The sequence below is a fragment of the Eisenbergiella massiliensis genome, assembly GCF_003435485.1.
The window spans coordinates 407,310-433,426 of sequence record NZ_QVLV01000001.1 but is presented as its reverse complement, the minus strand read 5'-3'; the positions used below and the strand labels follow the sequence as shown (position 1 = coordinate 433,426).

The 26,117-nt window shown below is 44.7% G+C and carries 18 protein-coding genes and 1 pseudogene; 5 read left to right on the top strand and 14 right to left on the bottom strand.

Annotated features, from left to right (window positions below):
- Positions 1 to 202: 202 nt before the first annotated feature.
- On the bottom strand, positions 203 to 2,599 hold the full coding sequence (locus tag DXC51_RS01775; protein ID WP_181970010.1) for a glycoside hydrolase family 2 TIM barrel-domain containing protein: 2,397 nt from the start codon (positions 2,597 to 2,599) through the stop codon (positions 203 to 205).
- A gap of 145 nt (positions 2,600 to 2,744) precedes the next feature.
- On the opposite strand from DXC51_RS01775, the pseudogene DXC51_RS30700 reads away from it, so the two are divergent.
- Positions 2,745 to 3,023: pseudogene (locus tag DXC51_RS30700) on the top strand (cupin domain-containing protein); the annotation flags it as partial.
- A gap of 24 nt (positions 3,024 to 3,047) precedes the next feature.
- Positions 3,048 to 3,566 carry a helix-turn-helix domain-containing protein gene (locus DXC51_RS29875; protein WP_243003101.1) on the top strand — a complete coding sequence of 173 codons (519 nt, stop codon included), beginning with the start codon at positions 3,048 to 3,050 and terminating at the stop codon, positions 3,564 to 3,566.
- 34 nt (positions 3,567 to 3,600) lie between these two features.
- On the opposite strand, the gene DXC51_RS01765 is transcribed toward DXC51_RS29875, so the two are convergent.
- The 4 genes from DXC51_RS01765 to DXC51_RS01750 all read right to left on the bottom strand — a co-directional run bounded on the left by DXC51_RS01765 (position 3,601) and on the right by DXC51_RS01750 (position 9,468).
- Positions 3,601 to 5,139 (bottom strand): extracellular solute-binding protein, encoded by a 1,539-nt coding sequence (locus tag DXC51_RS01765; RefSeq protein ID WP_117543498.1) that lies wholly within the window; start codon positions 5,137 to 5,139, stop codon positions 3,601 to 3,603.
- Between the two features lie 109 nt (positions 5,140 to 5,248).
- On the bottom strand, positions 5,249 to 6,145 hold the full coding sequence (locus DXC51_RS01760; protein WP_102287370.1) for a carbohydrate ABC transporter permease: 897 nt from the start codon (positions 6,143 to 6,145) through the stop codon (positions 5,249 to 5,251).
- 12 nt (positions 6,146 to 6,157) lie between these two features.
- Complete coding sequence (locus DXC51_RS01755; protein ID WP_102287369.1) at positions 6,158 to 7,126, bottom strand: ABC transporter permease; 969 nt, start codon at positions 7,124 to 7,126, stop codon at positions 6,158 to 6,160.
- Positions 7,127 to 7,266: 140 nt separating this feature from the next.
- A complete protein-coding gene (locus DXC51_RS01750; protein WP_117543496.1) occupies positions 7,267 to 9,468 on the bottom strand; it encodes a helix-turn-helix transcriptional regulator in 2,202 nt (733 codons plus the stop codon).
- A gap of 407 nt (positions 9,469 to 9,875) precedes the next feature.
- Between DXC51_RS01750 and DXC51_RS30695 the strand changes: the two genes are divergently transcribed.
- Positions 9,876 to 10,226: a helix-turn-helix domain-containing protein gene (locus tag DXC51_RS30695; protein ID WP_117543494.1), complete on the top strand. Its 351-nt coding sequence runs from the start codon at positions 9,876 to 9,878 to the stop codon at positions 10,224 to 10,226.
- On the opposite strand, the gene DXC51_RS01740 is transcribed toward DXC51_RS30695, so the two are convergent.
- On the bottom strand, positions 10,118 to 10,453 hold the full coding sequence (locus tag DXC51_RS01740) for a hypothetical protein (protein ID WP_181970016.1): 336 nt from the start codon (positions 10,451 to 10,453) through the stop codon (positions 10,118 to 10,120). The two genes, DXC51_RS30695 and DXC51_RS01740, sit on opposite strands and share 109 nt — an antisense overlap.
- 97 nt (positions 10,454 to 10,550) lie before the next feature.
- Between DXC51_RS01740 and DXC51_RS01735 the strand changes: the two genes are divergently transcribed.
- Entirely contained in the window at positions 10,551 to 10,763 is a 213-nt protein-coding gene (locus DXC51_RS01735; protein ID WP_102287367.1) for a helix-turn-helix domain-containing protein, read from the top strand.
- A gap of 390 nt (positions 10,764 to 11,153) precedes the next feature.
- Here the strand turns inward: DXC51_RS01735 and DXC51_RS01730 are convergent, their stop codons facing one another.
- From DXC51_RS01730 to DXC51_RS01690, 8 genes are all read right to left on the bottom strand, one after another.
- Entirely contained in the window at positions 11,154 to 12,122 is a 969-nt protein-coding gene (locus DXC51_RS01730) for a hypothetical protein (protein ID WP_117543492.1), read from the bottom strand.
- 512 nt (positions 12,123 to 12,634) lie between these two features.
- A complete protein-coding gene (locus tag DXC51_RS01720; RefSeq protein WP_207660849.1) occupies positions 12,635 to 13,606 on the bottom strand; it encodes an alpha/beta hydrolase in 972 nt (323 codons plus the stop codon).
- A gap of 30 nt (positions 13,607 to 13,636) precedes the next feature.
- Entirely contained in the window at positions 13,637 to 14,197 is a 561-nt protein-coding gene (locus DXC51_RS01715) for an RpiB/LacA/LacB family sugar-phosphate isomerase (protein ID WP_021636160.1), read from the bottom strand.
- A 37-nt stretch (positions 14,198 to 14,234) separates the two neighbouring features.
- Positions 14,235 to 16,040, bottom strand: a complete 1,806-nt coding sequence (locus DXC51_RS01710) for a family 43 glycosylhydrolase (RefSeq protein ID WP_117543487.1) — start codon at positions 16,038 to 16,040, stop codon at positions 14,235 to 14,237.
- 4 nt (positions 16,041 to 16,044) lie between these two features.
- Positions 16,045 to 18,558 carry a glycoside hydrolase family 2 TIM barrel-domain containing protein gene (locus tag DXC51_RS01705; RefSeq protein ID WP_117543485.1) on the bottom strand — a complete coding sequence of 838 codons (2,514 nt, stop codon included), beginning with the start codon at positions 18,556 to 18,558 and terminating at the stop codon, positions 16,045 to 16,047.
- Positions 18,536 to 21,394: an alpha-L-rhamnosidase gene (locus DXC51_RS01700; RefSeq protein WP_117543483.1), complete on the bottom strand. Its 2,859-nt coding sequence runs from the start codon at positions 21,392 to 21,394 to the stop codon at positions 18,536 to 18,538. Before DXC51_RS01700 ends, DXC51_RS01705 begins: the two co-directional genes overlap by 23 nt.
- A 26-nt stretch (positions 21,395 to 21,420) precedes the next feature.
- Positions 21,421 to 24,066 (bottom strand): glycoside hydrolase family 3 protein, encoded by a 2,646-nt coding sequence (locus DXC51_RS01695; RefSeq protein WP_243003100.1) that lies wholly within the window; start codon positions 24,064 to 24,066, stop codon positions 21,421 to 21,423.
- A 92-nt stretch (positions 24,067 to 24,158) separates the two neighbouring features.
- Positions 24,159 to 25,511 (bottom strand): MFS transporter, encoded by a 1,353-nt coding sequence (locus DXC51_RS01690; RefSeq protein ID WP_117543481.1) that lies wholly within the window; start codon positions 25,509 to 25,511, stop codon positions 24,159 to 24,161.
- A 275-nt stretch (positions 25,512 to 25,786) separates the two neighbouring features.
- On the opposite strand from DXC51_RS01690, the gene DXC51_RS01685 reads away from it, so the two are divergent.
- Positions 25,787 to 26,026: a hypothetical protein gene (locus DXC51_RS01685; RefSeq protein WP_117543479.1), complete on the top strand. Its 240-nt coding sequence runs from the start codon at positions 25,787 to 25,789 to the stop codon at positions 26,024 to 26,026.
- The last annotated feature ends 91 nt before the right edge of the window (positions 26,027 to 26,117 follow it).

Here is a 26,117-nt window from a genome sequence, read left to right as displayed (position 1 = left end):
TCGTCTTTTTCTATATTTCAATCGCATTATTGTTCAGTTTGAGGGCAAAGAAAAAGATTCCCCGCCGGCTGAGATGACAGTATTTATTACAGCCGGCAGGAAATCTATTTATATTTTAAGGATAAGGAAATATTTTTCAGGTGAAACCAAATACATGATTTACGATCTTTTTCCAAAGGGAGTTGGCAGGCAGCCTCCTCTGTTATTTCACTTCGAAAACCTGCTCAGGCAGGGCTGCTGTCTTTACCCTGACCTTTACCGTTTGTTTTCTGTCTGCCTGCACCACAAGCTGTACCCGTCCCCCAAAAGCTCTTTTTAACGGAATGTTTTCCGGGCTGTGATCACCAGGATTGCCGTTAGCGCACCCCAGGATTCTGCCTCCCTCAGCTTCAAAGGAAAGCTCATTGTCCGCATAGGGAACAATATTACTATTTTCATCCACTATACTGAAATTTAAAATAATTGTCTGCTTTTCCGCTGTCTGCTGTGTTTCACGGAATATCTCCGCATCAATACGTGAAGGCACTCCCGCTGTTGTAATTTTCTTTTCTAAAACCAGCTGTCCGTTACGATACCCTTTCGCGGTAACAGCTCCGGGAAAATATGTTACATCTTTCCATTCCAGATAGCCGTTTTTCTCCATTTTCTGCCTGCCGTAGCTTTGCCCATTTACAAACAGTTCAATTTCTTCCAGATTGCTGAAGCAAAACACTGGCAGATTACGTCCTTCCATTCCCGGAAATGTCCAGTGCGGAAAAATATGAAGCACATCTTCCTCCCCCCACCAGCTTTTATAATAGTAGAAATTATCCTTGGGAAAGCAACAGTAATCAAAAACACCAAACTGGGAATAAACGGCCGGCCACCCTAACGGCGTTGGTTCCCCGCGGTAATCTATTCCTGTCCATATAAATATCCCCGCCAGATATTCCCGCTCAGAACAAAGTTTCCATTCCTGTTCCGCAATCCCCCGACGGACTGCATTTTTGCCGCTCTTTACTTTTTCAGCATTATCATCATCATAAATATAATAATTTGCCGCCGACTCATTTGTACTGTAACAGCCTCTGGTACCGCTGTTGCTGCTCGCCTCAGTTATGATAACCGGCTGATCCGGCACGCTGGCATGATAATCATCCCATGCCTGTGCACAATAGTTAAAGCCCATAACATCAAGATTTTTAGTTACAGGAATATAATTTTGTGCAGTGCTAAAACGTTCCTTTCCATTCCAACAGACTACGGCGGAAGTAACCGGCCGTGTAGGATCCAGCTTCTTCACCTCCATTTTCATAGTTCTTGTTGTTCGGGCTGTTTCTGATTTATCCTGGGAAAAAACCTCCTCGTTGCCAATCCCCCATAAAAATACCGACGGATGGTTACGGTCGCGTTTTACCATCGTCCGTAATGCAGTCAAATCATCTTCGCAGCTGGACATGCGTCTTGTTTCATCAAAGACCAGCATTCCGATCCTGTCGCACATTTCCAGCAATTCCTGCGTCGGCATGTGATGGGCGCTTCTGTATGCATTGGCTCCCATTTTTTTCAGCTGCCGCAGCCGGTACTCCTGTATACAGTCATTTGCCGCAATTCCACCCACTGCATGATCATGGTGGCAGCATACCCCTTTAATCTTCAAATGTGTACCATTCAGGAAAAAGCCCTTTTGCGCGTCAAAATATATATCCCTGACACCGAAGCTTGTTATACAGCGGTCGGCCAGCCTGCCATCTATGTAAATGCTGCTTACCGCTTTATACAGAAGCGGATTATCCAAATCCCACAGCATCACATCCTCTATGTGAAATTCCTGCGATACATTTTTATTTTCCCATGCTTCCAGCTGCAGAAGCTTTGCAGCCTCACATACCGAAAGGGAATCCGGCGCAATGATTTCCGTTTTCAGCTGTATTTCCCCGGCATTGATATCCTTAGAAGCAATCTCGGTCTTTATGGAAATAACAGCGGATTTGTTCTTTAAGTCCACAGCGGGGGAGATAAATACGCCCCAGGGTGCTATGGAAACAGTATCACAGATTTCAAGAGCTACATGACGGTAAATCCCTCCGCCCTCATACCACCAGCCCTCGCGGCCGGAGGCATCCACACGGACCGCCAGAAGATTGTCTCCGGTAAAGCTTACGAAATCAGTGATATCCAGCCAGAAACTGTCATAGCCTCCCTTATGTGCCCCCACCAGGTATTCATTTAAATAAATCGTACTGTCCCTGAAAATACCATCAAAATATAAAATTACCCTTTTTTCTTCACATCCCTCCGGAAGTGCAAAATGTTTCCTGTACCATGCGATTTTCCCCTCCAGGCAGCCACCGGCAAAATGTCTGGAATCCACACTTTCCATTGCCGGGATTTTCTGCAGCTCATTTTCCCCGGCGCTTTTTCTTGTATAATCCCCACTGACAACAAAATCGTTCGGCACATCTGTTGCTGTCCACCCGCTGTCATCCAAAGAAATTGCAGTTGCTCCAAAATCGTATGCTCTTGCCTTTGCACCTCCCCATCCTTCAGTTGAGGTTCTTGGACTCAAGTCTCCTACAAAAAGCTTCCAGTCCTGATCCATATTTAATTTTATACGCATTTTTATTCCCCCGTTTCCTTCATCCGCCGCAGCTTTCATAATTTTAATAAACCATAACAAATACCCTTGTAATTCACAATGATTTTTACTAATATATAATATATTTTACTGACAATAACTCATGTAGGCTAAGGAGTATATACCTATGACAATAAAACGTCAAATTATCAATGACGGATTTCGAATTTCTCAGGAGAAAATGGAAACAGGATGGAATATGCCTTTCACACATTACCATCCTGCATCTGAAATATATATTTTGGAAACCGGCGAGCGAACCGTAAATATAGGAGAAACTTTTTATCTTACTTCAGCGCACGACGCTGCACTTTTTCTCTCAAACGTTCCGCATAGCAGCAGCGGAACCACTCCCTTCTCCGGTATTTGCATTCACTTTTCTGAAGCATATCTGCATTTATACTTCAGGAAATATGCAACATCACAGCTTATGAAATGCTTTCAGACTCCAATCCTGCATTTAAGTGACACGGATTTTAAATGTATAAAGGAGATTGCAAACTGTTTTAAGGATTATGAAGCCGATAACTATCTAAAGCTGGCAACAATCCTCAATATTCTGTGCCGCTCTCAGGCTCCCAAAGATGCAAAGCAGCCGGCCGATGAGCATTGGCGTAATAAAGCCTCCGAAATTATAGAATATACCGAACACAATTATACAAGCATCCAACATGTTTCTGATATTTCCAATGCTCTTAACACCTCAGAAGGATATGTTTATTCCGTTTTCCAGGAGCATTATAAGGTATCTCCAAAAAAATATGTCACCGAACTGAAGCTGCATCACATCTGCCACCTGCTTGAATATTCCTCCAAAAGTATTAAGGAGCTTTCAGACCTGGCCGGCTTTCATTGTTATGAGCACTTCCTCAGGACCTTTAAGAAAAATATGGGGTGTACCCCTACTGAATACAGAAAAAATTGGGAACAGACCGCTTCCCGGGGATAAGGGAAGCGGCCTGCTTTACTCGGATGCCTGCCTGTTACTTATTCTTACTCTCATAAAATGCATTAAACTGTTTCTGATACTCCTCCAGGAAACGGTCGATTCCCGCCTCATCCAGTTTCTTAAGCGCCTCATCAATTGCTTCATCATATTCCACCAGGCCATTGGTTATAGGATTGAAGTACTCCTGCTCAACCGCCTGCATCTGTGCGTACTCGGTCTGTACCGGCGTCATATCAAAGGAAAAGCCCAAATCCTTCTGAGGAATACAGCCTTCATTCCAGTTTTCATAGGTCTTAATCTGATCCTCCGTAATATAGCTCTGATATCTTTTAAAATTAATATTATCAGGCAGCCATGTTTCGAATAAGGTATCTGTATTAATCATCTCCAGCTGGCCGTCGTCACTGATTGTATAATCCTTTCCTTCCACACCATAGAGAATGAGGTCACACCATTCCTGGCTGCTCTGCAGAAGGTTAATCAGCTTAACATAGCCTTCCAGTTCTCTGCCTTCCACATTGGCGCTTACGGCAAAAGCCGTTGAATATGTTCCTCTGGACATCAGCGGTTTCTTTGACTGATCTCCCAGATAATAATTTTTGAATTTTGCATTAGGATCCGCTTTCCTTACCGCATCCTCGTATTCAAAAACTCGATAGCTCGCACCAGCGGCAAAAAGAGCTTTCCCGGACATAAATTCCGCATCAATCTGGGAGCCATTGGACATTACATAGCTGGGAATCATACCCTTCTGATACCATTCCCTGAAAATTTTGCAGGCCTGCTTATATTCCTCAGATGCATAATAATTATACACAGTCGGGTCATCCGCCTTGTTTCCATCCGTAGATACGAAATTATTCAGACGGAATACATTCATATCGGATTCAATCGCCCCGTTTACCATCTGCGGGAGAATACCGCCTCGTCCAAAACCGATGATATCCGGGTGTTTTTCTTTGGCAAGCGTATAGAATTTTTCCACATCCTCAAGAGTTTTCAGTTCGGTCATGCCAACCTCTTCCAGAAGATCCTGCCTGGTTATAATCACATAGTTCTCACCTGCATTCGGTTTATTTCCAAAAGGAAGTGCATACAGCTTTCCATTCACCTTCCAGATATCAAAAGCTTCTTCGCCGCCGCAGTTTTTCTTCAAATCTTCTGCATACTTTTCCGCCGCATCTGTAATATCCGCATAATATCCCTTGGAGACGCACTTTGATAAAAATGCTGTATCCGTATAAGTCGCAAATTTTTCTCCGGATGAAAGCATCAGTTCCGTTTTTCCTCCCGCATATTCAGACCAGGGAAGATATTGTACCGTAACATCCACATTAATGGCATCCAGAACCTTGTCATGAAATTCATGTTCCGCAAAATCAGACATTCTTGCAGAAGCCTCGCCATACAGAATAAGTGTCGCCTGGGTAGGAGCTTCTTCCCCGGCCGCTTCCTGGCTTCCGCCGGCAGTATTATCTGCAGGCGCGTCTGCTTTTTCCCCACAGCCGGTCAGCAGCACCGACACAGCCATTACCGCAGCGGCAATAAGCGCTGCAACATTTCTTTTTTTCATATCCTTGAAATCCTCCTTATTTTTACGGAGAAAAATGCAATTTCTTTAGAAATTTTCCCTCTGGCGAGCAGAGGATTTTTCTCCTTTTTATAGTTTGGTTTTCACCAAATTAACCTTTTAATGCGCCCACTGTTACACCCTTTACAAAATGTTTCTGGATAAAAGGATAAATCAGTATAATCGGGCCGATGGCAATACAGGTAATCGCCATTTTTATCGTCTGAGCAGGCAGTATTATATGGGATGCCACGCTGCTTGACGGATTTGCCGCCAGATATTGGATATTGGACATCATTTTATAGAGAATGTACTGAATCGTATAATATTTCTCGTCATTAATCAGCATCAGCGGCAGATAAAAATCATTCCAATACTGCAATGCATAAAACAAGGTTATTGTCACAATACCGGCCTTGGACAATGGAAGTATTATCTGCCCGAGAATCCGGAAATGACCCGCGCCGTCAATCTTCGCACTTTCCACAAGTTCATAGGGCAGTCCGTTAAAAAAGTTTTTCATCAAATACATATTAAAAACATTCATTGCATAGGGAAGGAACATGGCCGCATAATTATCCTTCATACCAAGATATTTGGTGCAGACCAGATACCAGGCCAGCATTCCGCCATTAAAAAGCATGGTAAAATATGCAAAGAAAGCCAATTTGTTTCCGAAACGGAAACCCTTTACGGACAGGACATAGGCATAACAAACTGTTATCAACACAGAAAGGGCTGTTCCGCATAAGGTTGTGAGTATACTGTTTTTATATGCATTTAAAAGCTTGCTTCCCTGTGATTGAAATACATATTGATATGTTTCCAGGGAAAGTTCTCTGGGGAAAAGCGTAAATCCATGCACGGCAACTTCACTTTCCGGTGTGAAAGATCCTATCACTGCAAAAATGATTGGGAAAATACAGACTACAGCAATTACAGTGAGTAAAACATAGAAAATAATTAACAGGATATTATCTGCCCCTAATTTCTTTTTATTATGTATCATGTTGACTCCCTTCTAAAATAAGGTGGCATCTTTATCAAATTTCCCCGCTATTTTATTTGCCGTAATTACAAGCAGGAATCCAAAGATGGACTGATATAAGGATATTGCTGAGGCGAAGGCCATTTCTCCGTTCCTTACGCCGCTTCTGTATACAAATACATCGATTAAATCCGTTGTCGAGAATAATACAGGATTTAAATTGGTAAGGCCGATTATCATATTCAGGTTACCCTTCAGCATATTTCCGACGGACAACAGAAAAAGAATAATTATTGTAGGCTTTAAAAGCGGGACGGTTATCTTACGGATGCACTGCAGCTTGGATGCGCCGTCTACCTTCGCGGCTTCATACAGGGAAGAATCGATTCCTGTCAGAACGCCATAGTATATGATTGATGTATATCCGCAGCTTTGCCATGTATTAACTATAGTAAGAATCGCTATCCACGCTTTAGGATTCGCATAGAAATCTATAGGCTCTTTTCCCAAAGACACCAGGGTCTGGTTCAAAAGGCCTGAATCCGCATTCAGCAATGCATAAAGAATTGCTCCCATGACCATCCAGGAAATAAAGTAAGGCAGAAACATAAGGCTCTGGGAAATTTTTATAAACATTTTCCCTTTTATTTCACTGAGCATAATTGCTATAGCTACCGCAAAAATGGTTCCTACAATAAAGAAGAGAAGATTATACATGACTGTAAGTCCTGTAGAACGCATGGCCGTGGAAATATTATTAAAGAAGAAACGAAAATTTTTATAAATGGGATCTGCCCAGGGGCTTCCGAATATCCCTCCTTTAAAATTGTAATCTTTAAATACCAGAACAATACCGGCCATTGGAAAATAAGAAAATAGAAGAAGGGCAATTACCCCGGGCAAAGCCAGGATATAAAGAGGAATATCCTGCCGGAATTTTCTAAAACCGGACTTCTTTCTTATCGTACCGACCGGCTCAGATGGTTTTTTTGATTTGAACATCTTTTTGCCTCCCGTTTTTTTGATGGTTTTATTGTAGTACGGGAGGACTGCCTCTGAAAATAAAAAAGATACGCATTCTATTCACTTTCCCACAAAAATAGGGCCAGAACGCGTATCAATTTTATATTTTTATGTTGTTTTTATCTACCATTCCTGAATGCAGATGGAGAAATGCCAAATTTCTTCTTGAATTGCGAAGAAAAATAGGAGGTATTGCCAAATCCACAAGCTTCTGCAACTCTCTTGATATTCACCTCCGGATTTGACCTGAGCATTTCAGATGCATAGGTAAGACGGAGATCATTTATAAATTCCGGAAAGGTCATACCCACATATTCATTAAACAATTTACTGAAGTAGGAAACCGACATATGGAATTGATCCGCCACCAGCTCCACACAGATATCATCGTCCCGGTAATGCTTACGGATATATTCCACCGCATCCAGCATATTCATGCGCAGTGTTTTTTCCTGGAAAACACTGTTCTCAAGGCAGGTTTCTTCTATTAAATGTTTCAGATAGTATTCCAAATCGCTTTTATCATATAGGGATGTTATTTTAACATAATGATCCAGATATTTTTCCTGCCTCTGCCTTCCGGTCAGTTCACATCCCATAATACACTGCTCAATCTGCACGCATAAATCCGAAAGGAACAGCAAAACCTTTCTTATTTCATAGCCGGAAAGCTCATCCAGTATTTCTGATATACTTTCTACAGAGTCCTGAGTTTTTCCGGCCCGGATATTACTCAGAAGGCCCTCATATATTTTTCTGGGAACAGCATTTTCCTTTCCGTCATTCAGAAGTTCGCAAGTCATGCCGGACGTTCCCCTTCCCAAAAGATGGTACTTCTGCAATGTCTGTAAATCCCTGAATGCAGGCCTGAGTTCATTTTCATCTGATATCAGGCCGGACACTGCATAATATATCCGGACAGGGACCGTTTTCTGAATCTGCCTGCATTCTTCGCTTAACTTAACGGCTATTCTGTCCGGATCACTGAGCATTCCTATCCTCACAGGCTCCTTTATCATCATTAAAGTCCATGAGGCCCTGGCATCTGAAAATGAACTGATTTTACAGCCTGAATGATTCTCGTCCAACGTCTGATGGATATCCTGTGTAATCCGGCTGTCCATCACATGTTCATCGGTCCAGAATAAAATAAGGATACAATGCTCGGTACGATCCTGCAGCCTGAGTACAGGCGGAATTACCGCATCAGCCTCATTTCCGCCAAGATAACCCAGAATTTTATCAGAATGGTATTGCTGCGACATCATATGTATCTGACTGATTATTTTATCACTTGTAATTTCCGCCTGTTTTTTACTGTAGTCTTCATTCCCCGGAATCAACTCCGGGCCGGAACCGATTCGGCTGAAAAAGTCTTCCAGGGGGTAATACAGCTTATTCGCCAGGAATACGGCCAATAACAGCGCCGTAATCAGGCTTATGATAACGCTTAGAAAAGCTGCTTTCTTAATCTCCGCAAGCTTTGTCTGCATAATATGATAATCCTGCAGCATGACAAAATGCATATCCAGGGAATCATTATAGATACTGTTACATAGATACTTGGAATCATTGAGAAGAAGTTCTCTGCTGCCACCGCTGAAATCTCCTCCCTTTAAGTAGCTCCATACTTCGTCCTGCTGTTCCCCTGACAGTTTTCCTTTCATCACAGCCTGTCCATCGGACTTATATACAAGCAAGGTCGTGTCTTCTACGTTCTGTGAAATCAGCGTTTTTTCCAGGGCATCCAAATCAAGGGAATATATGATGCCGCGCACCGGTTTCTCCCCCATCGCATTCCGTTCTGTAAAAAAGATGCACAGATTGCTTCGGGTATCCGTATGTATAATAAACTGTTCCATATCATTGGAGGTTTCCATAACCCCCTGTTCAATCTGCTGCATTTCTGCTTCGGAAGGATAGCGCCAGCCATAGTACCGGAACTCATTTTCATTCCGGAACAGGCAGATATACTCCGCAAAACCATTATTCACGCAAAGCCGCTGAAAATAACTGCCAATCCAGTTCTCATTTTTCCAGCTCTCATTCTGAGTATAGATATGCTGCTTAATGTTGGAATCCTGCCAGGCTGTCTGAAGCTGCGTGCGGCACGTATCGATACTGTTCGTAAACGTGGTATCCAGGTTCTGGAGCTGAACCATGGACATGTCATAAACCACTTTTTGCGTATATGAATTGAACCAGGCAAAAACCCCTGTAATTACGATGGCAACTGCAATTATAGCGATTATACTGTAACTCAGCAGAAGTACGGATCTGTATTTCTTATTTGCAATATCAAGCTTAAAATATCTTCCCATGGCTATATCCCTGTATTCCCTGTTATCTGTTCAGCATTTTATTTTTCCGGTATCTGGCTGTCTTTTCCGAAAAGGAGGTGAATTTATTGAGTTTTCACCAGACAGCTTTACCTTATTTTTCCTCTGTAAAAGGCAGTAATTTGCCGGCCTCTATATTATACCATATTTACAGGTAACAATAATTACAAAATAAGCGCCAGGAATAATAGCGATAGAAATAATGTATTCCGATAATAAGTCTTGTTCTGCCTTAGAGATTATTACTTACAAATATTATCGTATTTGTATCTTAGTGCATTAATAAGGTCATATTTAGATTGGTAGTGTATAACCATACCTTTATATAGTGTTATACCATTTTTACAATTCATTGGTATGGTTTTACACTACGTACAGGAGGTGAGATTATGTCATTGACTTTATATGATGCAAAAATTTTAGGTGCTGCAGTAAAAGATGCCCGTAGTAAAAGACATCTTACGCAAGCCGAATGCGCCGAACTCCTGGAAGTCTCTCTCTCGTTCCAAAAAGATATAGAGCGTGGCCGCTTTTCTCCCAGTCTTGAAAATTTTTACCATATCTGCCGAACTCTGAATATTTCCGCAGATTCGTGTATATTTCCGTATGTCAATACCGAAAACCCTGTTTATCAGGAATTAATCCGAATTATAGCAAAATGTGATGAAAACCAATTAAGGGTTTTAATTTCCACAGCATCGGCGCTTATCTGCATAGATAGATATTTCATAATATCATAAAAATTATTTATTATACATTCCAGATCCTTATCTTCATCTACGCCCAGTTTATTGCAGAGTGCATCTTTTGCCTTGCTGATTTCAGAATATAGTTCAGCGCATATTTCCCCATCAGCAAATTCATTTTTAACAAACTTGCTTTCCTTAACAGGATACTTTTCCAAAATAAATACCCCAATCATTAAATCATAAATCCGTTCCTTTAATTCATTATCGTTCGAATACATTTGTATACCTCCGTATAGTTCGTATACGAACCTTTATTTTAAATATATTCTAACGCCATAATTATAACGATGCATTATTAATTTGGAGTTATAATCAATGATAAAATATGATAAGCTATGGTCCACAATGCGTGACAAAGGAATCTCTCAATATGACCTGTCAACGAAATATAATGTAAACCACGCACAGTTGGATCGTTTAAGACATAACAAGAATATTGAAACTAATACAATTGATAAATTATGCAATATTCTGCATTGCAAAGTAGAAGACATAATGGAGCATGAAGAAGATGATAATGCTTTCTAACTATATTAAGTGAGCTTTTAAATCCGTCCTTCTTAGCCTCTATGTCAAATCCTTAAATGAATATCAGGCAGAATATACTGTTCCTCATATCTGTACGTATTTCATAGTGGAATATTAAACTCAAAAACAACAAAAATATCACTCCGGGAATCTTTCTATTGACGGAGTGATATTTTTTTCGTTACCTTATTCTTTCTGCTTTTTATAGTAATATCCATAGACTAAATGGCAATATAATAGCGGTATCCAGGGTGAGCACATACTTTCCGATACATTATAATTCCCAAAGGGAGACCTTATAAAGACAACTTAATAATCATATCTATCCGCCTTTTCTCTGAAATATTATCCTGAATTTCTTTTTAAAACCTTATAGCAACCACACATCCGTTAAGCCTTCATAATCTCACGCACCATCTTTGCACTGACGCCGCAGAGGGCCGATATTTCTTCTTCTGATTTCCCCTCTCCCGCCAAACGCATTATATTCTTTGTCAGGCTGATACCTTTTCTCACACCTTTCCTTACCCCTTCCCGCATTGCATTTTCTTCAATAGCTTCACTTAAATTACACATCCGCTTTAGCTCCTCTCCTATTTCCTGTTCCATCTCAACTCCATAATCCCTCAACAGCACTTCCTTTTTCCTGGCTGCATTCATCCTGGGGGAAAGCAGCGTATTCAAAAATCCGTGCAGTTCTCCACCTTTCTCCCTGCTCTTTTCATTCAGGCAGATAATGATAACCGAAAGTTTATCATAGTTCTTTTTCTTTTCCGGCATTGTCCCTATAATATCTCTTTTCCCAATCCAATACTCTGTCAGGGCGTTTCCTATATGTAATGGGGCATTCATACAGATCCATATGCTATATACCTTTTTCAGCTTCCCATATTCCGAGTCTGTAAATTCCCTGTCCAGCTGTTCCGAAAGCATTCTTGCGCCGTAAAATATTCCCCTGGTTACTATCCGGTATTTCAGGTAGAATTTTTTCTGCGCCTCCACATTCATCAGAAGCTTTACCGTCTCCCTGCTCCCCTGTCCGGGAACATAAACACGGAACCTGATATCATAGGTTATTGTTCCCTCTCCGGGTATCCTGCTCTCCGTGCTGTCCCCTGTGATAATAAGCTTACCCTTCCCTGTTTCTCCCGGACGCAGCGCTGTCCCCTCAATCTCGATGTCAGGCTCAATCCAGCCGACGATTTCTTCCGGGGAGTACTCCCGGAATTCCTCAGAAGCCCCCTTAAGAATACGTGCCAGAACCTGTCTGTTACCCAGGATTCGCTTTACATGCCCATCGTACTGGGCCTTCGCCCCGGCGGCATCCAGTGCCGCGCCAATTGCTGTCTTTCCCTTCATTCTTACCTCCCTGTAAAAGCAGGAATGCAGACAAAGACACTTCTGATATTATCTTCTGCAGTTCCTGCCGTTATAAAATGTGATTTTCGGCAGAAACTGCCAGAATGTGCGAACGCACTTAATACTAATAATAAGAATATAATTATGATACTTTACAGATGGTTAATTGTCAATAGTGAAGAATTCATTTGCTGCGGACAGTCCGCATACTGCCGCCCATGGGCCAGTTGTATCAGCTTTCTGCCTTTCTTCCTGTGCTGTCTCTGCTATTACCGTTCTTCCGTTTTCTTGTAATTCTTCCAGAATTCCCAGTATAAACGCATCAATATAACTGCGCACAAAATGTGACAATTTAAGCTGTTAAAAATGAACTATCAGATTAAAATTAATGCATTTATCCTCACTCCATGCAAATAACCAGAGAAGAAAACCACAAACTCGTTTTTCTCTGGTTATTTTATGTCGTCTTTATAAACATCTTCCCAAGCACACTTAAGCCCTTATTACTCCGCTTATTGTAATGCAGCCAGTTTCCGCTCCATTTCTTCCAGCATGTCACCGGTTATAATTTCCGGAGAATAATGATTCATAATACGCAGCGAGAATTCCCCGGCCATCGGATTCTCCTTCAGCATTTCTCTTATGTTTGGTATATGTTCTGTCAGTATTGCTTCACAGCCCTCTGACTGGAGCAAAAGCTTCACCGGAGTATCAATTCCTGCACCATTTACGGTCATCTCCAGCTCACTAGTATGATCCGCATAAAAATCGCCCCATATCTCCTTCAGCCAGCGTACACTATCCGTAAACCATTCTGCGACCACAGGATTTACCATACTGCGCTCTCCATTTGAAGTCAGAGGTTTAGCAAGAGACAGGCCATGAACTCCATTTCTGAAAATATGCAGTTCGAATTCCACCCCATTTTTATTCAGTGCCTCCGCAAATTTCAGGCTGTTTTCCACCGGGACAATGATATCATTGCTTGTTGAGAAAATAAAAGCAGGAGGTGTCTCTGCCGTCACTTTTTCATCCAGACCGGGAATTTCTTTATAGATACCATCTCCCATGGAGGATAAAATTACCGGATAACCTAATATCATTGCGGTTGGCTTATCCTTTCCCATTGTCCCGAGCGCAGCCGCCAGATGACCGCCTGCAGAAAATCCTGCAATCGCAATCTTTTTGGCATCCACATGCAGTTCATCGCTATTTTCCTTCAGATATGCAAGGGCTGTACAGGCGTCCTCATAGGACTGAGAAAAAGGGACTTTCTCTCCAACGGAATACCTCAGTACAAACGCCTGGTATCCTTCGGCCATATAAGCCAGGGCTACCGGCTCCGCTTCCCTGTCAGAACACATAAAGTATCCGCCGCCCGGAAAAATCAGGACAGCCGGCCGGATTTGAGCATTTTTCAGTTCATTGCTTACATCATGGATATAGCCCGTTAATGTTACATTCTCTTTTTCAAAAGATTTCACGAAATACCTCATTATTTACACCTCTCATTTTTATTTATCCATCAATTTCAGCGGAAAATCCCCCATTCTTTTCACCTCAAACCCATTTTCCCTGAATTTCTCATAATCAAAAGCATTCAGCTCATCAATAGCCAGCTTGTGAAATTCATAGAAATTAGGCCACCACTCATATCCTGTGCCAAGCTCAGCCCCCAGATATGCATCTGCAATGTCCTTTCCCATTTGAGGCGCCACATAAAAAGCACCCATGGCAAGCACATTGACTCCATTTCCTGTTATTGCGCGAAGAGCTGCCGGAACACTCTCTACTACGCCGGCATGTACACCCGGACATTTGCTTGCGGCAATATGTATCCCCATTCCTGTGCCGCAGAATAAAAGTGCCCTTTCAAACTCTTTTTCGGTAATCATTGCCCCTGCCTTCAGCCCTATCCGATGAAACATTTCCGGATTTTCTTCATCGGCACTTTTTACCCCTATATCCGTTATTGTCCAGCCTTTTTTACGAAGATGCTCCACTACGGCTTCTTTCAGAGGAAAACCTGCAAAATCAGCACCTACCAGAATTTGTTTTTCTTTAACTGTCTTCATTTTATTTTCTCCAATCTGTCTGCCACTGCAAAACGCTTCACCGCACCTTCAGAATACTGCCTTCCGTAATCCCGGCTTCATTAAAAGCGTCCACACGCACATACAGGGGCTTTCCTTTCATCAACGCGCCGATTTCCCGTCTGCATTGCCCGTAAACAATACTGCTGTGATAAAGTTTATCCGGCGCATATCCCCATAACACGTTATAGCCTGTCGCTGCCGTATCCTTCCAGTCCACCGTGATATTCAGTTCTCCCATCTCCTGTACTGTGACTTCATCGGCTGCTTTCGGTCTTTGGCCCTGTCCTTTTCCAAATACACGCAGCCCGGAAATACAGGGAAGCTGAGCATATGGCAGTTCCAGAATTGTGAGCCTCAGATACCTGACCTGCTTTCCTGTTTCCCAGACAAGAAAATCATGGGAAAGATCGGTATCCGCCTGCGATTTATCTGCAAGCATACTGAAATGAACACCGTCCTGTGAACCTTCCAGTATCCAGCGCAGCGGCTGTATCCTGGTATCAATAAAACGTATTTCCGACATATCCTGATGTGCACTTTCACCTTCAGGAAGCTGTACTTCAATTCCATCCTCCGCAAAATTGATCTGTACGGCATGTACGTCCTGCACCTTTTCCAGATCCAAGCAGACCTGCGAACCAGGCTGGTTATCAGCGGCCTTCCACCACGTCCTGATATCCTCATCGGTTATAAATTCCGCGCCCTTCCCGGAAGAAACACTCACCGGCTTACGGTAAGAAAGCAGCATCCATTCCGGCTGCTCCCAGGGGCGGCTATCCACACGAAGCGGCCAATCCCCATACCTTTGATCACAGTACAACTCTCCATCGGCATCAAAACCTGCCTTCCACAGGCCAAGCCTGCGTTCAAATTTATGATTGCGGCTGATACGCATAGAAGAAATATGCCAGAATCCCTCCCGGGTATCCTCCACAGTGGATCCATGTCCGGCTCCGGTAATAAAACCGGTCGGCTTATACGAATAGGGGTTGTTTTCAGCCACCTTAAACGGCCCCAGCGGGCTGTCACTAATATATACCGCATCCCCATATACATTATACTGTGTTCCCGGGAATGCATACTGCAGATAATAAATGCCATTGTGCTTTGTCATCCATGCCCCCTCCAGATAAGGAGCATTCCCCATATAAGCATAAAGAGTCTGTCTCATAGCCGCCAACTCTTCTTCGCTTGCATTTTCCTTACCCGGAATGGAATCGTACAGATTTTTTACATCCTCCTCTATCTGCTCCTGTGTTTTGGGAGTCTTATGATCGGCGCCGTTTCTTTCATAGCCCAGCTCCTCTTCTCTGGCCGCTATTAATTCTACCGGCTCCCCTTTAAGTTTCATAGTATCCCGATCCAGTTCCCCGCCATAAACAGGTGTTACATTGGAAGACCCCCAATACAGATACAGCCTGCCATCCTCATCCTCAAACAGGTTAGGATCCCAGAAGGGAAAGGAACCCTCCACCTTCTCAAAAGGCTCGCTTACCGGATCCTTGGTTCTGTAAAAATCACAAGCCTCCTGCATACCGGAAGCACAGTAATAAAAATAGCCTCCGATATAACGGATATCCGGTGCATAATCGTAGACAGGCATTTCGCCTACAAAAGGATGGAACTCCCATTCTGCCAGATCCTTGCTTGTAAAAAATCCGCCGGTTACGGATGGAAACAGATAATAGGTCCCATCCACCAAAATTAATGAGGGATCCGCCGCCTCTTTACTGGCATAAAAAATACCGGGCTGCTTTAAATTTCCGAAAAACTGATAGCGGTACTCCAGATTCATTGGGTTACAGATATATTTATTTGCCATATTTTTACTCCTTCTTTCCTGTATCTACGGTCAGCATAACTTCTGCTGCTTCGCATCCGTCTGCTGTAAATGTTACTTTTATCTTACCCGCTTCCTTTCCGGAACGGATTGCGGCCAGAAGATAGCCGTCATAGGTTTTCCATGTAGTGTTGTCGTACCGGTTTTCCGTTGCCGGATCAGCGCTTCCAAAGCCCTGAAGCGTCCCCGCACCTTCTACAGACACTGTAATTTCCTTCTCCGCCCAAAGGTTGAGCCTTCCTTCCTCATCAGCCAGATTTACTGTAATATAAGAAAGATCCGCGCCATCTGCTTTCAGCACTCTCCGATCTGCCCGGGCCTTCAATATTGCAGGTCTGCCCGCCGTTACCAGAATATCCTGTCCTGCTTCATTCCCCTGCGTATATCCCACGGCCTTCAGTTCTCCCGGTTCATAAGGGATTTCATAGCTGCACATCCATTCATGTTCTTCTCCCGCATTTTTTCTTCCCATGGATTTCCCGTTCAGAAACAGTTCGATTTCCTCTGCTGCAGCATATACATTTACGATTGCAGGTTTTCCCTCATAACCGTCCCAGGTCCAGCTTGCGATTTCATCCTTCCAGGCCCATGCGGATTTGTTCACTTTTTCCCCGTAATGATTCAGTCTTTCCACCGCAATATAAGGTGCTGTCCGCAGTCCATATACAATTTCCCGAAAATAGCTTATGGGGCGGCGGTAACCGATAATATCAATATCTCCCATATAGGCAACACTAATGGGCCAGTTGGGCATAAATCCCTGTCGGCCGTCATAGTAAAAGCAGCCGGAACCCGCTTCTCCCAGATAATCATAGCCGGTCCAGGTCATATCCCCAATCACATGTTTATTTTCCTTTACAATCTTCCATAACCGAACGATATCCGACGGCAGTGTTTCCGTTCCCAGTATTACTCTGTCAGGATACAGTTCATGTTCTTTTGCATGACGGGCAGTAAGATAGTTATAGCCCACCAGATCTGTTACTGAAGTAAATTCCTCCAGAATCTCAGTCACTATATTATTTGCGGCAAAGGCATCGGCCATTGGTCCTTTCATCAGATCCGTACTGCCGTTGGCTGCGTCGGAGCCTGCATCCGACGCAGGCTGTGCCGCGGCCTGGGCCTGCATCTGCTGCATCTGCTCCATAGTGATCCCCATAATCCCGCACATGATCTCTCCCATATGATCCATACATGAAAGCAGACCATTTATGGCTACAGTTACAGGCCGTGTATCGTCCAGGCTGTGGAATTTCCGGGTAATTATACGATTCAGCTGAGCGCCCTTTGCCGTTCCTGCTTCCTGGATCTCATTGCCCGTCACATACATGATTACCGACGGATGGTTAAAATCCTTTGCTACCAGCTGTTTTGCATCGAATTCCCAGTAATCCGGGAAGTACTGCGCATAATCATTATTGTTTTTACTTCTGGTCCAGCAGTCGGAAAGCTCATCCAGCACCAGCATTCCTTCCCTGTCGCAGGCATTGAGCATGGCACGGCTGAGAGGATGGTGGGAACTTCGGATACAGTTAAAACCAGCCTCCTTCAGCTGTCTGCACCGGCGCTCCTCCGCCCGTTCCAGTGTAACGGCCCCGATAATGCCATTATCATGGTGAATACACGCTCCGCGCAGCTTCACTTCCTTTTTATTGATACGCAGTCCCTTTCTTGCGTTCAGTGAGATGGTGCGGATGCCGAAAACCTCTTCTGCTTCATCCAGCACTTCCCCTTCCGCCTTCAGTACCAGCCTGCAGGTATACAGCTTCGGAGTTTCACAGCTCCAGAGTACCGGCGCTTCTACCGTAATCCGCTGGCGGCAAACCTCCTCATCCTGAGCGAAAACGGTCACCGGAATCTCCGTTTTCCCCACAGGCGTCCACTGCGGATCTGTCAATTCTATGTACAAACGGGTTTTTAATTTCCGGCCTCCCTGGTTTCTGATTGTGACCTCAACCTGTACCACGGCAAGATCCTCTTCCACCTCCGGTGTCTGTATTCTCACACTGTCCATTCCGATATGTACCTGGTTGCCCACTATCAGATTAACATCGCGGTATATGCCGCTTCCGGAGTACCAGCGGCTGTTTTCCTCCGCCGAGTTATTTGCGATCACCTTAAGTTCATTATTTTCCCCAGGCTTAAGAAAATCGTCCAAAACCACGGAGAAACAGGTATAACCTCCCGGATGTCCTCCCACATAATCACCATTGACATAAACTCTTGCATTCTGGTACACGCCCTCAAATTCCACCATTACCGTTTTTTGTGCCCATTCCCTGGGCGCAGTAAAATTTTTTATATAAGTGTAGCATCCTCCGGGATAGAATCCCGTCTGATGGCCATTTTTTGTATCCGGTGTCCTTTCCTCATGAATCATGGCATCATGGGGCAGTGTCACTATTTCCCCGCAGCCCCCGCCTCCGGATATGGCTGCCATCATGGGATTTTCCCCAGGTTTTAAAAATATCCAGTCATCATTCCATTTTATCCGCTTCATTTTGATTTTCCTCTCCTTCCGTCTGATTGAGCCGATCCAAGACTGTCGTAAAAAGAGCCATGGACTCCGGCGGCAGCATGTTGCTGATTTCTTCTATTGTCCGATTTACAGCAAACTGCATAAACAGTTCATTTTCACAAAGCTCCGGTGCATAGCTGTGCAGCATCTGAGCCCCCAAGGGCTCCGCCAGGAGTGCTCCCAGTGTGGAATCCGTACTAAACCTCTGTCTGACAAAAGATGCTTTCGTTTCGTATTCGTAATGATACCTGCCTGATCCAACCTGGAAATCTTCCTTTTCAGGCAGGCTTACATGGGCTGTAGTATTGGCGGGGACCTGGATATCGATCCGGTATTTCCCCTTCCGGCAGCTTATGGAACAGGATAGTTTCCCATAAACGGTTTCCAGAGAGGTCTCCACTTCCGGAATCCCTGTAATCAGCCTGGGAGCAATTCTTGATTTTTTATACCCCGGCTCCAGAGAACTTATACCCCCCAGATTCCGGTGCATCCAATCACCGATGGAAGCCAGGGCATACTGGTTGAGTGAATTCATTTCATATGGGTTAAAGCTGCCGTCCGGATTGACGCCGTCCCAAAGCTCCCATACCGTAGTGGCTCCCAAATTGACGCTGTACAGCCAGGAAGGACAGTCCTCCTGTAAAAAGATTTTACCTGCTGTCTCATGTTCACCATTATCCGAAAGGACACGGCATAAAAACTGGGTTCCGGCAAAACCTGTGGTTAAATGGTTTTTATGCTGCCTGATATTATTTTTCAAGACCTCCAGCACCTGCTTTTGGTCCTTTTCCTCCGCCAGCCCTAACTGAAGAACCAGTGCACAGCCTGTTTGGGTTTCCGATATCAGACGACCCGTCTGCGTGATATATTCTTTCCGAAAGCTATGCAGTACTTCCTGATACAGCCTGCTATATTCCGCTGCATCCTCTTGCTTCCCCAACACTCCCGCCGTTTTTATCATCAGGGATATGGAATACAGATAATAGGCATTGGCAATGAAATACAAATCTGTAGCGCCGCTCTTTTCCCTCAGTTCCAGATTCAGCATGCCTTCCGGCAGGGCGCGCATAGGCCCCCGTTCCATGTCAAGAGCCACCCAGTCGCCCAGCTGCTGTCCGGTATGCAGCAGACCGTCCTTCTCCGTTCTGCTTCGGGAATGCTCCACACAGCATTTGATACTGTCATACTGCTCCTCCAATATGCGCCTGTCACCATAGACCTGATAAATTGTCCACGGAACCACCGCAGCCGCATCCTGCCATATGGCGATTCCGGCAGAATTGCCCAGAATGTTCGGTACAGCCATGGGCACTCCGTATTCCAGCGTATTTTCCTGCTTTACATCCCTGAGCCACTTTCTGAAAAAGGCTGCGGTATCCTTCAAAAATGCCGCAGTGGAAAGAAAGATTTGGGCATCTCCGGTATAGCCGAACCGTTCATCTCTCTGAGGGCAGTCTGTGGGGATATCGAAATAGTTGCTCCGCATGGTCCAGTCAATATTCTGCCAGAGCCTGTTCACCTTTTCATCAGAGCAGCAAAAAGAACCTGTCTGTTCCAGGCCGCTGTGCATTACACATGCGGTAAAGTCCTCCGGGTTCGGAACCGTCTCCAATCCCTCAACCTTTACATATCTGAATCCATGATAGGTAAAGGACGGGCAGAACAGCTCCTCCCCTCCCCTGCAGATAAAAGTATCCGCTGCTTTCGCAGTCCTCAGATTGGTATTAAAAAAACACCCCCTTTCATCCAGGGCTTCTCCATGGTACAGTTTAACCCTGCTGCCCTCTTTACACCGCAGCCTCGTTTCTACCACACCGGTCATATTCTGTCCGAAGTCCAGAATAAATTCTCCTTTTTCAGAAATCAGCGTCTGCTTTGCCTGGATGCGCTGTGCAACACATACCGGTTCATTTTCCTGCGCGGTCAGAATCTGTTTTGTATATTCATACTTTACACTGGGCAGTGCAGGAGGCGGGCAGAACGTATGATCAATTACCTCTCCGTTATAAATGTCACTATATCTTTTTTCTCCTGTAGTGTTCAGCCAGGTTTCATCTGTCACTATCGTTTCTCTGCGTCCATCCTCATAACACAACAGGATTTGGGCAATCAGCGCGGTCCTTTTCCCATAATGGTTTCCTTTTCCGTCAAACCCAAGAATACCCTTGTACCAACCGTTGCCGACCGTAACCTCCAGCAGATTGCCCCCTCGCTCCTGCGTGGAGCTTTCCGGGTTGTTTCCTGAAGGAGTCTCCCGGTAAAGAGCAGCGGTAATATCATAGGTCTGGTACTGCAGCCTGTGGTGGTAGCTGGTCCATCCCGGGGTAAAGCAGGCTCCTGTTATCCGCTGTCCATTCATTTTAAATTCATAAATTCCCAGAGAACTTATGTATAATCTTGCCTGCTTTATGTCGCCGCTAAGAAAGAATTTTTTCTGGAAAACCGCACAGGCTTCCCTGTCATCCTCCCCGCTGTGAGTAATCCAGGAAGCCTGCCAGTTATCAGGTGACATAAGGCCTGTCTCAAACCAGGTCTCCGCCGTGTCCTCCTCCCCATGACTGTCTGTTACGGCAACCTGAACCGTATAACGGGTCTGCGGCTGCAAAGGATTGCCCTGATATACCAGATACAAAGACTGCCTGTCACGCACCACACCACTGTCCCAAACGGTTTCCTCCGGCGAACACACAATGATATGATAGCTTTCCTGGAAGGTATTCTGTTTATCCGAAGCTATTTTCCAGGAAAATGCCGGAGACCTTTCATCTGTCCCCAGGGGCGTCTTTCTGGAATCTGTTCTTAAGTCGTAAAGTTTCATCCTTCTCCTCCTCCCGATTTGCCAGGTTAAGCAAACCTTATCATCGTTCTAATAATCCAGGCGGCATTCTCTTCCAGACGCTCCAGGGTAATCCGGCCTTCCTTTACGCCTTCCACTATCTGTCCGGTATAGGTATCATCCAAAGAGCCCGGCGTAATCCAGCAGTTACCTGCCTGCACCATCTCCGCCACACCGGCTGTATCATAGGTTCCCCAATCGGTCATAACAAATCCGTCAAACCCGTTTTCTTCCCTCAGAAAGCCCTGTATCAGTTCTTCGTCAGCGGCCGTGGGGCAGCCGTTCACTGCATTATAGGCAGTCATGACAGAAGCGGGCATATGTTCTCCCATGGCAATTTCAAAAGGCTTCAGATACAGTTCCCGAAGTGCACGTTCTCCGATAATGCTCTGATTGCGTTTCCGCGTGCTCTCGCAGTTGTTCCCAATCAGGTGCTTTATGCAGCTGCCTACGCCGGCGCTTTCCATGCCTTTACAGTAATGTCCTCCCATCATCCCTGCGAGATACGGATCCTCTGAAAAGTATTCCGGCTGCCTGCCGTTCAGTGGATTTCTGTGCAGGTTCATTCCCGGTGCCAATATCAGCGGCATCCCCAGCGCCTTCGCTTCTTCGCCTATTACACGGCCCACCTGCTCCATCAGTTCCTTATTAAAAGTTGCGCATAAAGTAACACCGGAGGGCATTCCGATATTCGGCACCCGCAGGTTCACACCACTATTTCCATCCGATACAGGAAAATCAGGCATATCATAGCCTTCCAACTGGTACACCCGTCCAGCCTCCCCCACGCCTTCCATTCCCCAGCCGGCAGAGGCACAGACACAAAGCCTCGCCAGTTCTTCAATGCTCAGCGCCGCCACAAATTTATTTACAAGAGAAGGATCCCTTTTCACATCCTGATAAACAAGCTTTTTCCCCGATTTGCCAGAGTTAAAAGACGCCGGATAAGCGCTGCGCTTCCCCACAGGGAAAAAACCGTCTGTCCCTTCCTTTACCCTGGTCCGTTCTCCCTTCGGCCAGCTTTCCGGATTTCTTTTGCTGAGGGTCTCCGGCGGGTTGGGCGCCATCATCAGATGGGATGCCTGTTTTACAATTGTTTCTGCTTCATTCACAAAGCTTCCCCATATTGGGGCATAGACATCCGTTCCCGCAAATATCGTATATTCCCCGGCAGGCATTATATAGGCTGCTTTATCCGTATCATACACGGTAAGGTTTTTTTCCGGGACTGATACCGGAATCCGCTCCGTTTCGCCTGGCTGAAGTTCCCTTGTTTTGGCAAAATATATCAGTTCCCTATCCGGTGTTTCCATACGGCCGTCAGGCTTATTCACATAGATCTGCACCACTTCTTTCCCGGAGCAGGATCCTGTATTCGTTACAGTGATTTCTCCATATATTCCCCTATCATATACTAGCTTACCGGGCTTCATCGTAAAGCTGGTATAGCTTAGTCCATAACCAAAAGGATAGGCCGGCGCTTTGCCGAACGTACTGAAATAACGGTAGCCCACATAAATCCCCTCTTCATAACAGGTATCCGCATACACCCCGCAGTCGGCATCCAGCCTGGGTTTATCAGCGGAATCATAGAAATTCCTGCTGGCGGGAAGATCAAAATAATCCATCGGCCAGGTATCCGGCAGCTTCCCGCAGGGATTCATTTTTCCGGAAAGAACATCTGCCAGCGCCTGCCCTGCCAGCATTCCTCCAAATCCATTATAAATAAGTGCATCTACATGATATCTGTCGGCAAAGGTCACATCAATCGGATATCCGGTATTTAAAATGACCACTGTATGGCTGAAGGTTTCAGACAGCGTCTTTAACAGGTTTTCTTCATCTCCTGACAGATAATACTCTCCCTTAGCGCTGGAATTATCCAGATTTTCTCCTGTTCCGCGGGTAATTAGCATGACTGCCAGATCGCTTTTTTCCCGGGCTGCCTTTATCACCTCTGCCTGCGGGATTGCATCCCTGTCACATCGGTAAAACTTCGGCAGCTCTTCGTTTACTCCAAATACCCCGCCCTCGCGCAACGCCGTCAGCAAATCTATCGTATACCGGGGATTGATCTTTCCTGCACCTACTGCGCTTGTGCGGAACTGGTTCACTCCCTTCCCAAAGAGATTAAGTGTTGTTCCTTCCGCCAAAGGAAGAAGCTGTCCTTCGTTTTTCAGAAGTACAATTCCTTCCTGTGCCGCCTGAAGCGCAATTGTTTCATGTGCCGCATTCTTTTTTTCCGGAAACGCTCTGTCGGTACACTTAACCGTAAAATCCTGGGGATTCATCTCATTTCCGTCCGTATCCGTGTAGCCCTCAACATGCAGACTATATTCCTTACCATATTCATTTACGAACCCGCGCATCGGAATGCCGAGCACCCAGAGGTTTCCCATAATCGGCATATATTTCAGCACACAGGGCGGCAGCATTTCCCCGTTCAGCCAGGCCCTTCCCTGAATTTCCGGATTCATGGGCTTGGCAAAATTAAGAAGCAGGCAGCCTGAAAAATCCCGATCCAGCATATAATAAAGGCCGTCTATATCATCCTTGTTGTATTCCAGCGGCCCAAAGCCGAAAAGAAGTGGTTTATCTTCCTTTCCTCTGGGAAGCTGTGCAAAAAATTCCTGTGCATCCATAAACTTATCCATCCTTTCCTTTTACACAAAAATAGAGACTATTTCAAAAGGCTGCAGCTTTATTCCGGCTGCAGCCGTAACATTTCCTGTTGTTATACCTCCAGTCAGGAGTTTCCTTCTGCTGCCTTTTCAGCACGAAGCTTCGGCAAAACCTTGTCCAGTTTATAGAAATATAAAGTAATAAAAATCAACATAAACATAATTGCCGGAATAATACTATACAGGCTTCTTATCATTATAAGTGCACTCTCGGCCTGAGCGTCCGCCGCCAGATTGCCGTCAAAGGCCGCAGCTCCAAGGAGTACGCCAAGAAGGGCGGAGCCAATTCCCTGGCCCAGTTTGGAACCAAAGCTGGAAAATGCGGTCATGGTTCCTTCTGCACGAGCCATCCCCTTCAGCGCATTATATTCTGCACAGTCCAAAATCAACATACCGGAAATATAAGCAATGGGCAATCCTCCCAGACCATAAAGAGCACCTGCTATCATAAGAAGCACAATATTGGAGCCCGCCGCAAAATTCAGCAGATATCCTGCTGCCCCGCATACACACCCCAACATTACAATACGGGAAATCGGGATTTTCTTCATCATTACGGGAAATACGAACATTACCAGCAGCATCGGCATGCTCAATGACGCAATCAGCATATATTTACTGATATCCCCAACGATATATGTAAAATAATAGGAGGAAGCATTCATTCCCAATGTAATATTATAAAGAATGGACATGGCCGCCACGATATAGATAAATTTATTGTTTTTCAGTACCGCCACTACTTCTTTTGCCTTAATTTTACCCTCACTGTCCGCATCCACAGGTACTGTTTCCTTCACCAGTACAAAGCGCAGAATTCCAATTAAAGCAAGAGGCAGCGCATAAATTCCCACCAGCCTGGACCAGCCCGCGCCGGAGGTTGCCATAGTTCCCATCAGAGTAGGGAAGGACATGGATACAATGGCGCAGCCCAGTGTAACTACAATGCCGCCATAGGAGTTTACTTTCATAATCTGGCTCATATTAGGAAAGGCGCGTACAATGTATGTTGTCTGATTGGTATTCAACAGCGTTGCGAGAATGGAATTGACGAAGGAATAGATGATAAACACCCAGACTGCCTTCACAGCGTAAGACCATTGCGCAGGGCAGCTGAACAGCAGCCATGTACAAAGCCATACGCCTATAATTGCAAATTCATATGGCCTTGCCTTACCAAAACGGGTATGCGTATTGTCAATTAAATATCCGGCAAACAGATCTGTAACGCCGTCAAACAGCTTTGATACAAGTAATAGGGTACCCACAAGCTCCGGTGAAAGCATCAGCGTGTTTGTACAATAAATCATCAGATAGCCGTATATGACAGTCATACTCCCCAGTGATACCGCTCTGCTTTGCCATCCCCAAAACTTGGCAATACCGATTTTATCGGTCTTTTGTTTTTTTGTTGCCATTTTCTTTTCCTCCTGCTAACAATTTATGGTGATATCCACCTGTCACAGGCATTGTAGCCGAAGCTGCACAGAAATCGGTATCACAAATTCTTGTTTTCTGTCAGTTTTTACAATCTTTGGCAAACTGTGCGAATTTCTATAAGAATTCCGTAATTTATAATATTACCCGGCAGGAAAATCAGGTAAAATAGAATCAAGGCAGCACACTTAATATAAAGGTATAAAATACTTTACTGTTTTTATGTGAACCTAAATGAAATGTGAGGGAATATAAAATGAAATTAAAAAAAGACGCAAACCTGCCCGATTTTCTTCGGACGGTTGCCCAATGCAAGGATGATGTTTACTTTAAGACCACACAAGGGGATGTTTTGAACCTGAAAAGCGAACTTTCCAAATATATTTTTTTGGCAGCGGCGGCATCCCCGATGGATTCCTTCCTCCCTTTGGGATATATTGAATGCACCGGAAAGGAAGATGAGGAGCTGCTTAATGAATATATATGCCAAATGTAACCGTATGGATGCCGGATGGTCTGTGCAATAATTGCCCAGATATGTCTGGCCTGTTACAACCGGTATATTTATGATTAAGTTAGGAAAGGGT

Coding starts and splice junctions, on each gene's coding strand:
- DXC51_RS01775 (WP_181970010.1), bottom strand. CDS start 2,599: ATGCGTATAAAATTAAATATGGATCAGGACTGGAAGCTTTTTGTAGGA.
- DXC51_RS29875 (WP_243003101.1), top strand. CDS start 3,048: ATGAAATGCTTTCAGACTCCAATCCTGCATTTAAGTGACACGGATTTT.
- DXC51_RS01765 (WP_117543498.1), bottom strand. CDS start 5,139: ATGAAAAAAAGAAATGTTGCAGCGCTTATTGCCGCTGCGGTAATGGCT.
- DXC51_RS01760 (WP_102287370.1), bottom strand. CDS start 6,145: ATGATACATAATAAAAAGAAATTAGGGGCAGATAATATCCTGTTAATT.
- DXC51_RS01755 (WP_102287369.1), bottom strand. CDS start 7,126: ATGTTCAAATCAAAAAAACCATCTGAGCCGGTCGGTACGATAAGAAAG.
- DXC51_RS01750 (WP_117543496.1), bottom strand. CDS start 9,468: ATGGGAAGATATTTTAAGCTTGATATTGCAAATAAGAAATACAGATCC.
- DXC51_RS30695 (WP_117543494.1), top strand. CDS start 9,876: ATGTCATTGACTTTATATGATGCAAAAATTTTAGGTGCTGCAGTAAAA.
- DXC51_RS01740 (WP_181970016.1), bottom strand. CDS start 10,453: ATGTATTCGAACGATAATGAATTAAAGGAACGGATTTATGATTTAATG.
- DXC51_RS01735 (WP_102287367.1), top strand. CDS start 10,551: ATGATAAAATATGATAAGCTATGGTCCACAATGCGTGACAAAGGAATC.
- DXC51_RS01730 (WP_117543492.1), bottom strand. CDS start 12,122: ATGAAGGGAAAGACAGCAATTGGCGCGGCACTGGATGCCGCCGGGGCG.
- DXC51_RS01715 (WP_021636160.1), bottom strand. CDS start 14,197: ATGAAGACAGTTAAAGAAAAACAAATTCTGGTAGGTGCTGATTTTGCA.
- DXC51_RS01710 (WP_117543487.1), bottom strand. CDS start 16,040: ATGGCAAATAAATATATCTGTAACCCAATGAATCTGGAGTACCGCTAT.
- DXC51_RS01705 (WP_117543485.1), bottom strand. CDS start 18,558: ATGAAGCGGATAAAATGGAATGATGACTGGATATTTTTAAAACCTGGG.
- DXC51_RS01700 (WP_117543483.1), bottom strand. CDS start 21,394: ATGAAACTTTACGACTTAAGAACAGATTCCAGAAAGACGCCCCTGGGG.
- DXC51_RS01695 (WP_243003100.1), bottom strand. CDS start 24,066: ATGGATAAGTTTATGGATGCACAGGAATTTTTTGCACAGCTTCCCAGA.
- DXC51_RS01690 (WP_117543481.1), bottom strand. CDS start 25,511: ATGGCAACAAAAAAACAAAAGACCGATAAAATCGGTATTGCCAAGTTT.
- DXC51_RS01685 (WP_117543479.1), top strand. CDS start 25,787: ATGAAATTAAAAAAAGACGCAAACCTGCCCGATTTTCTTCGGACGGTT.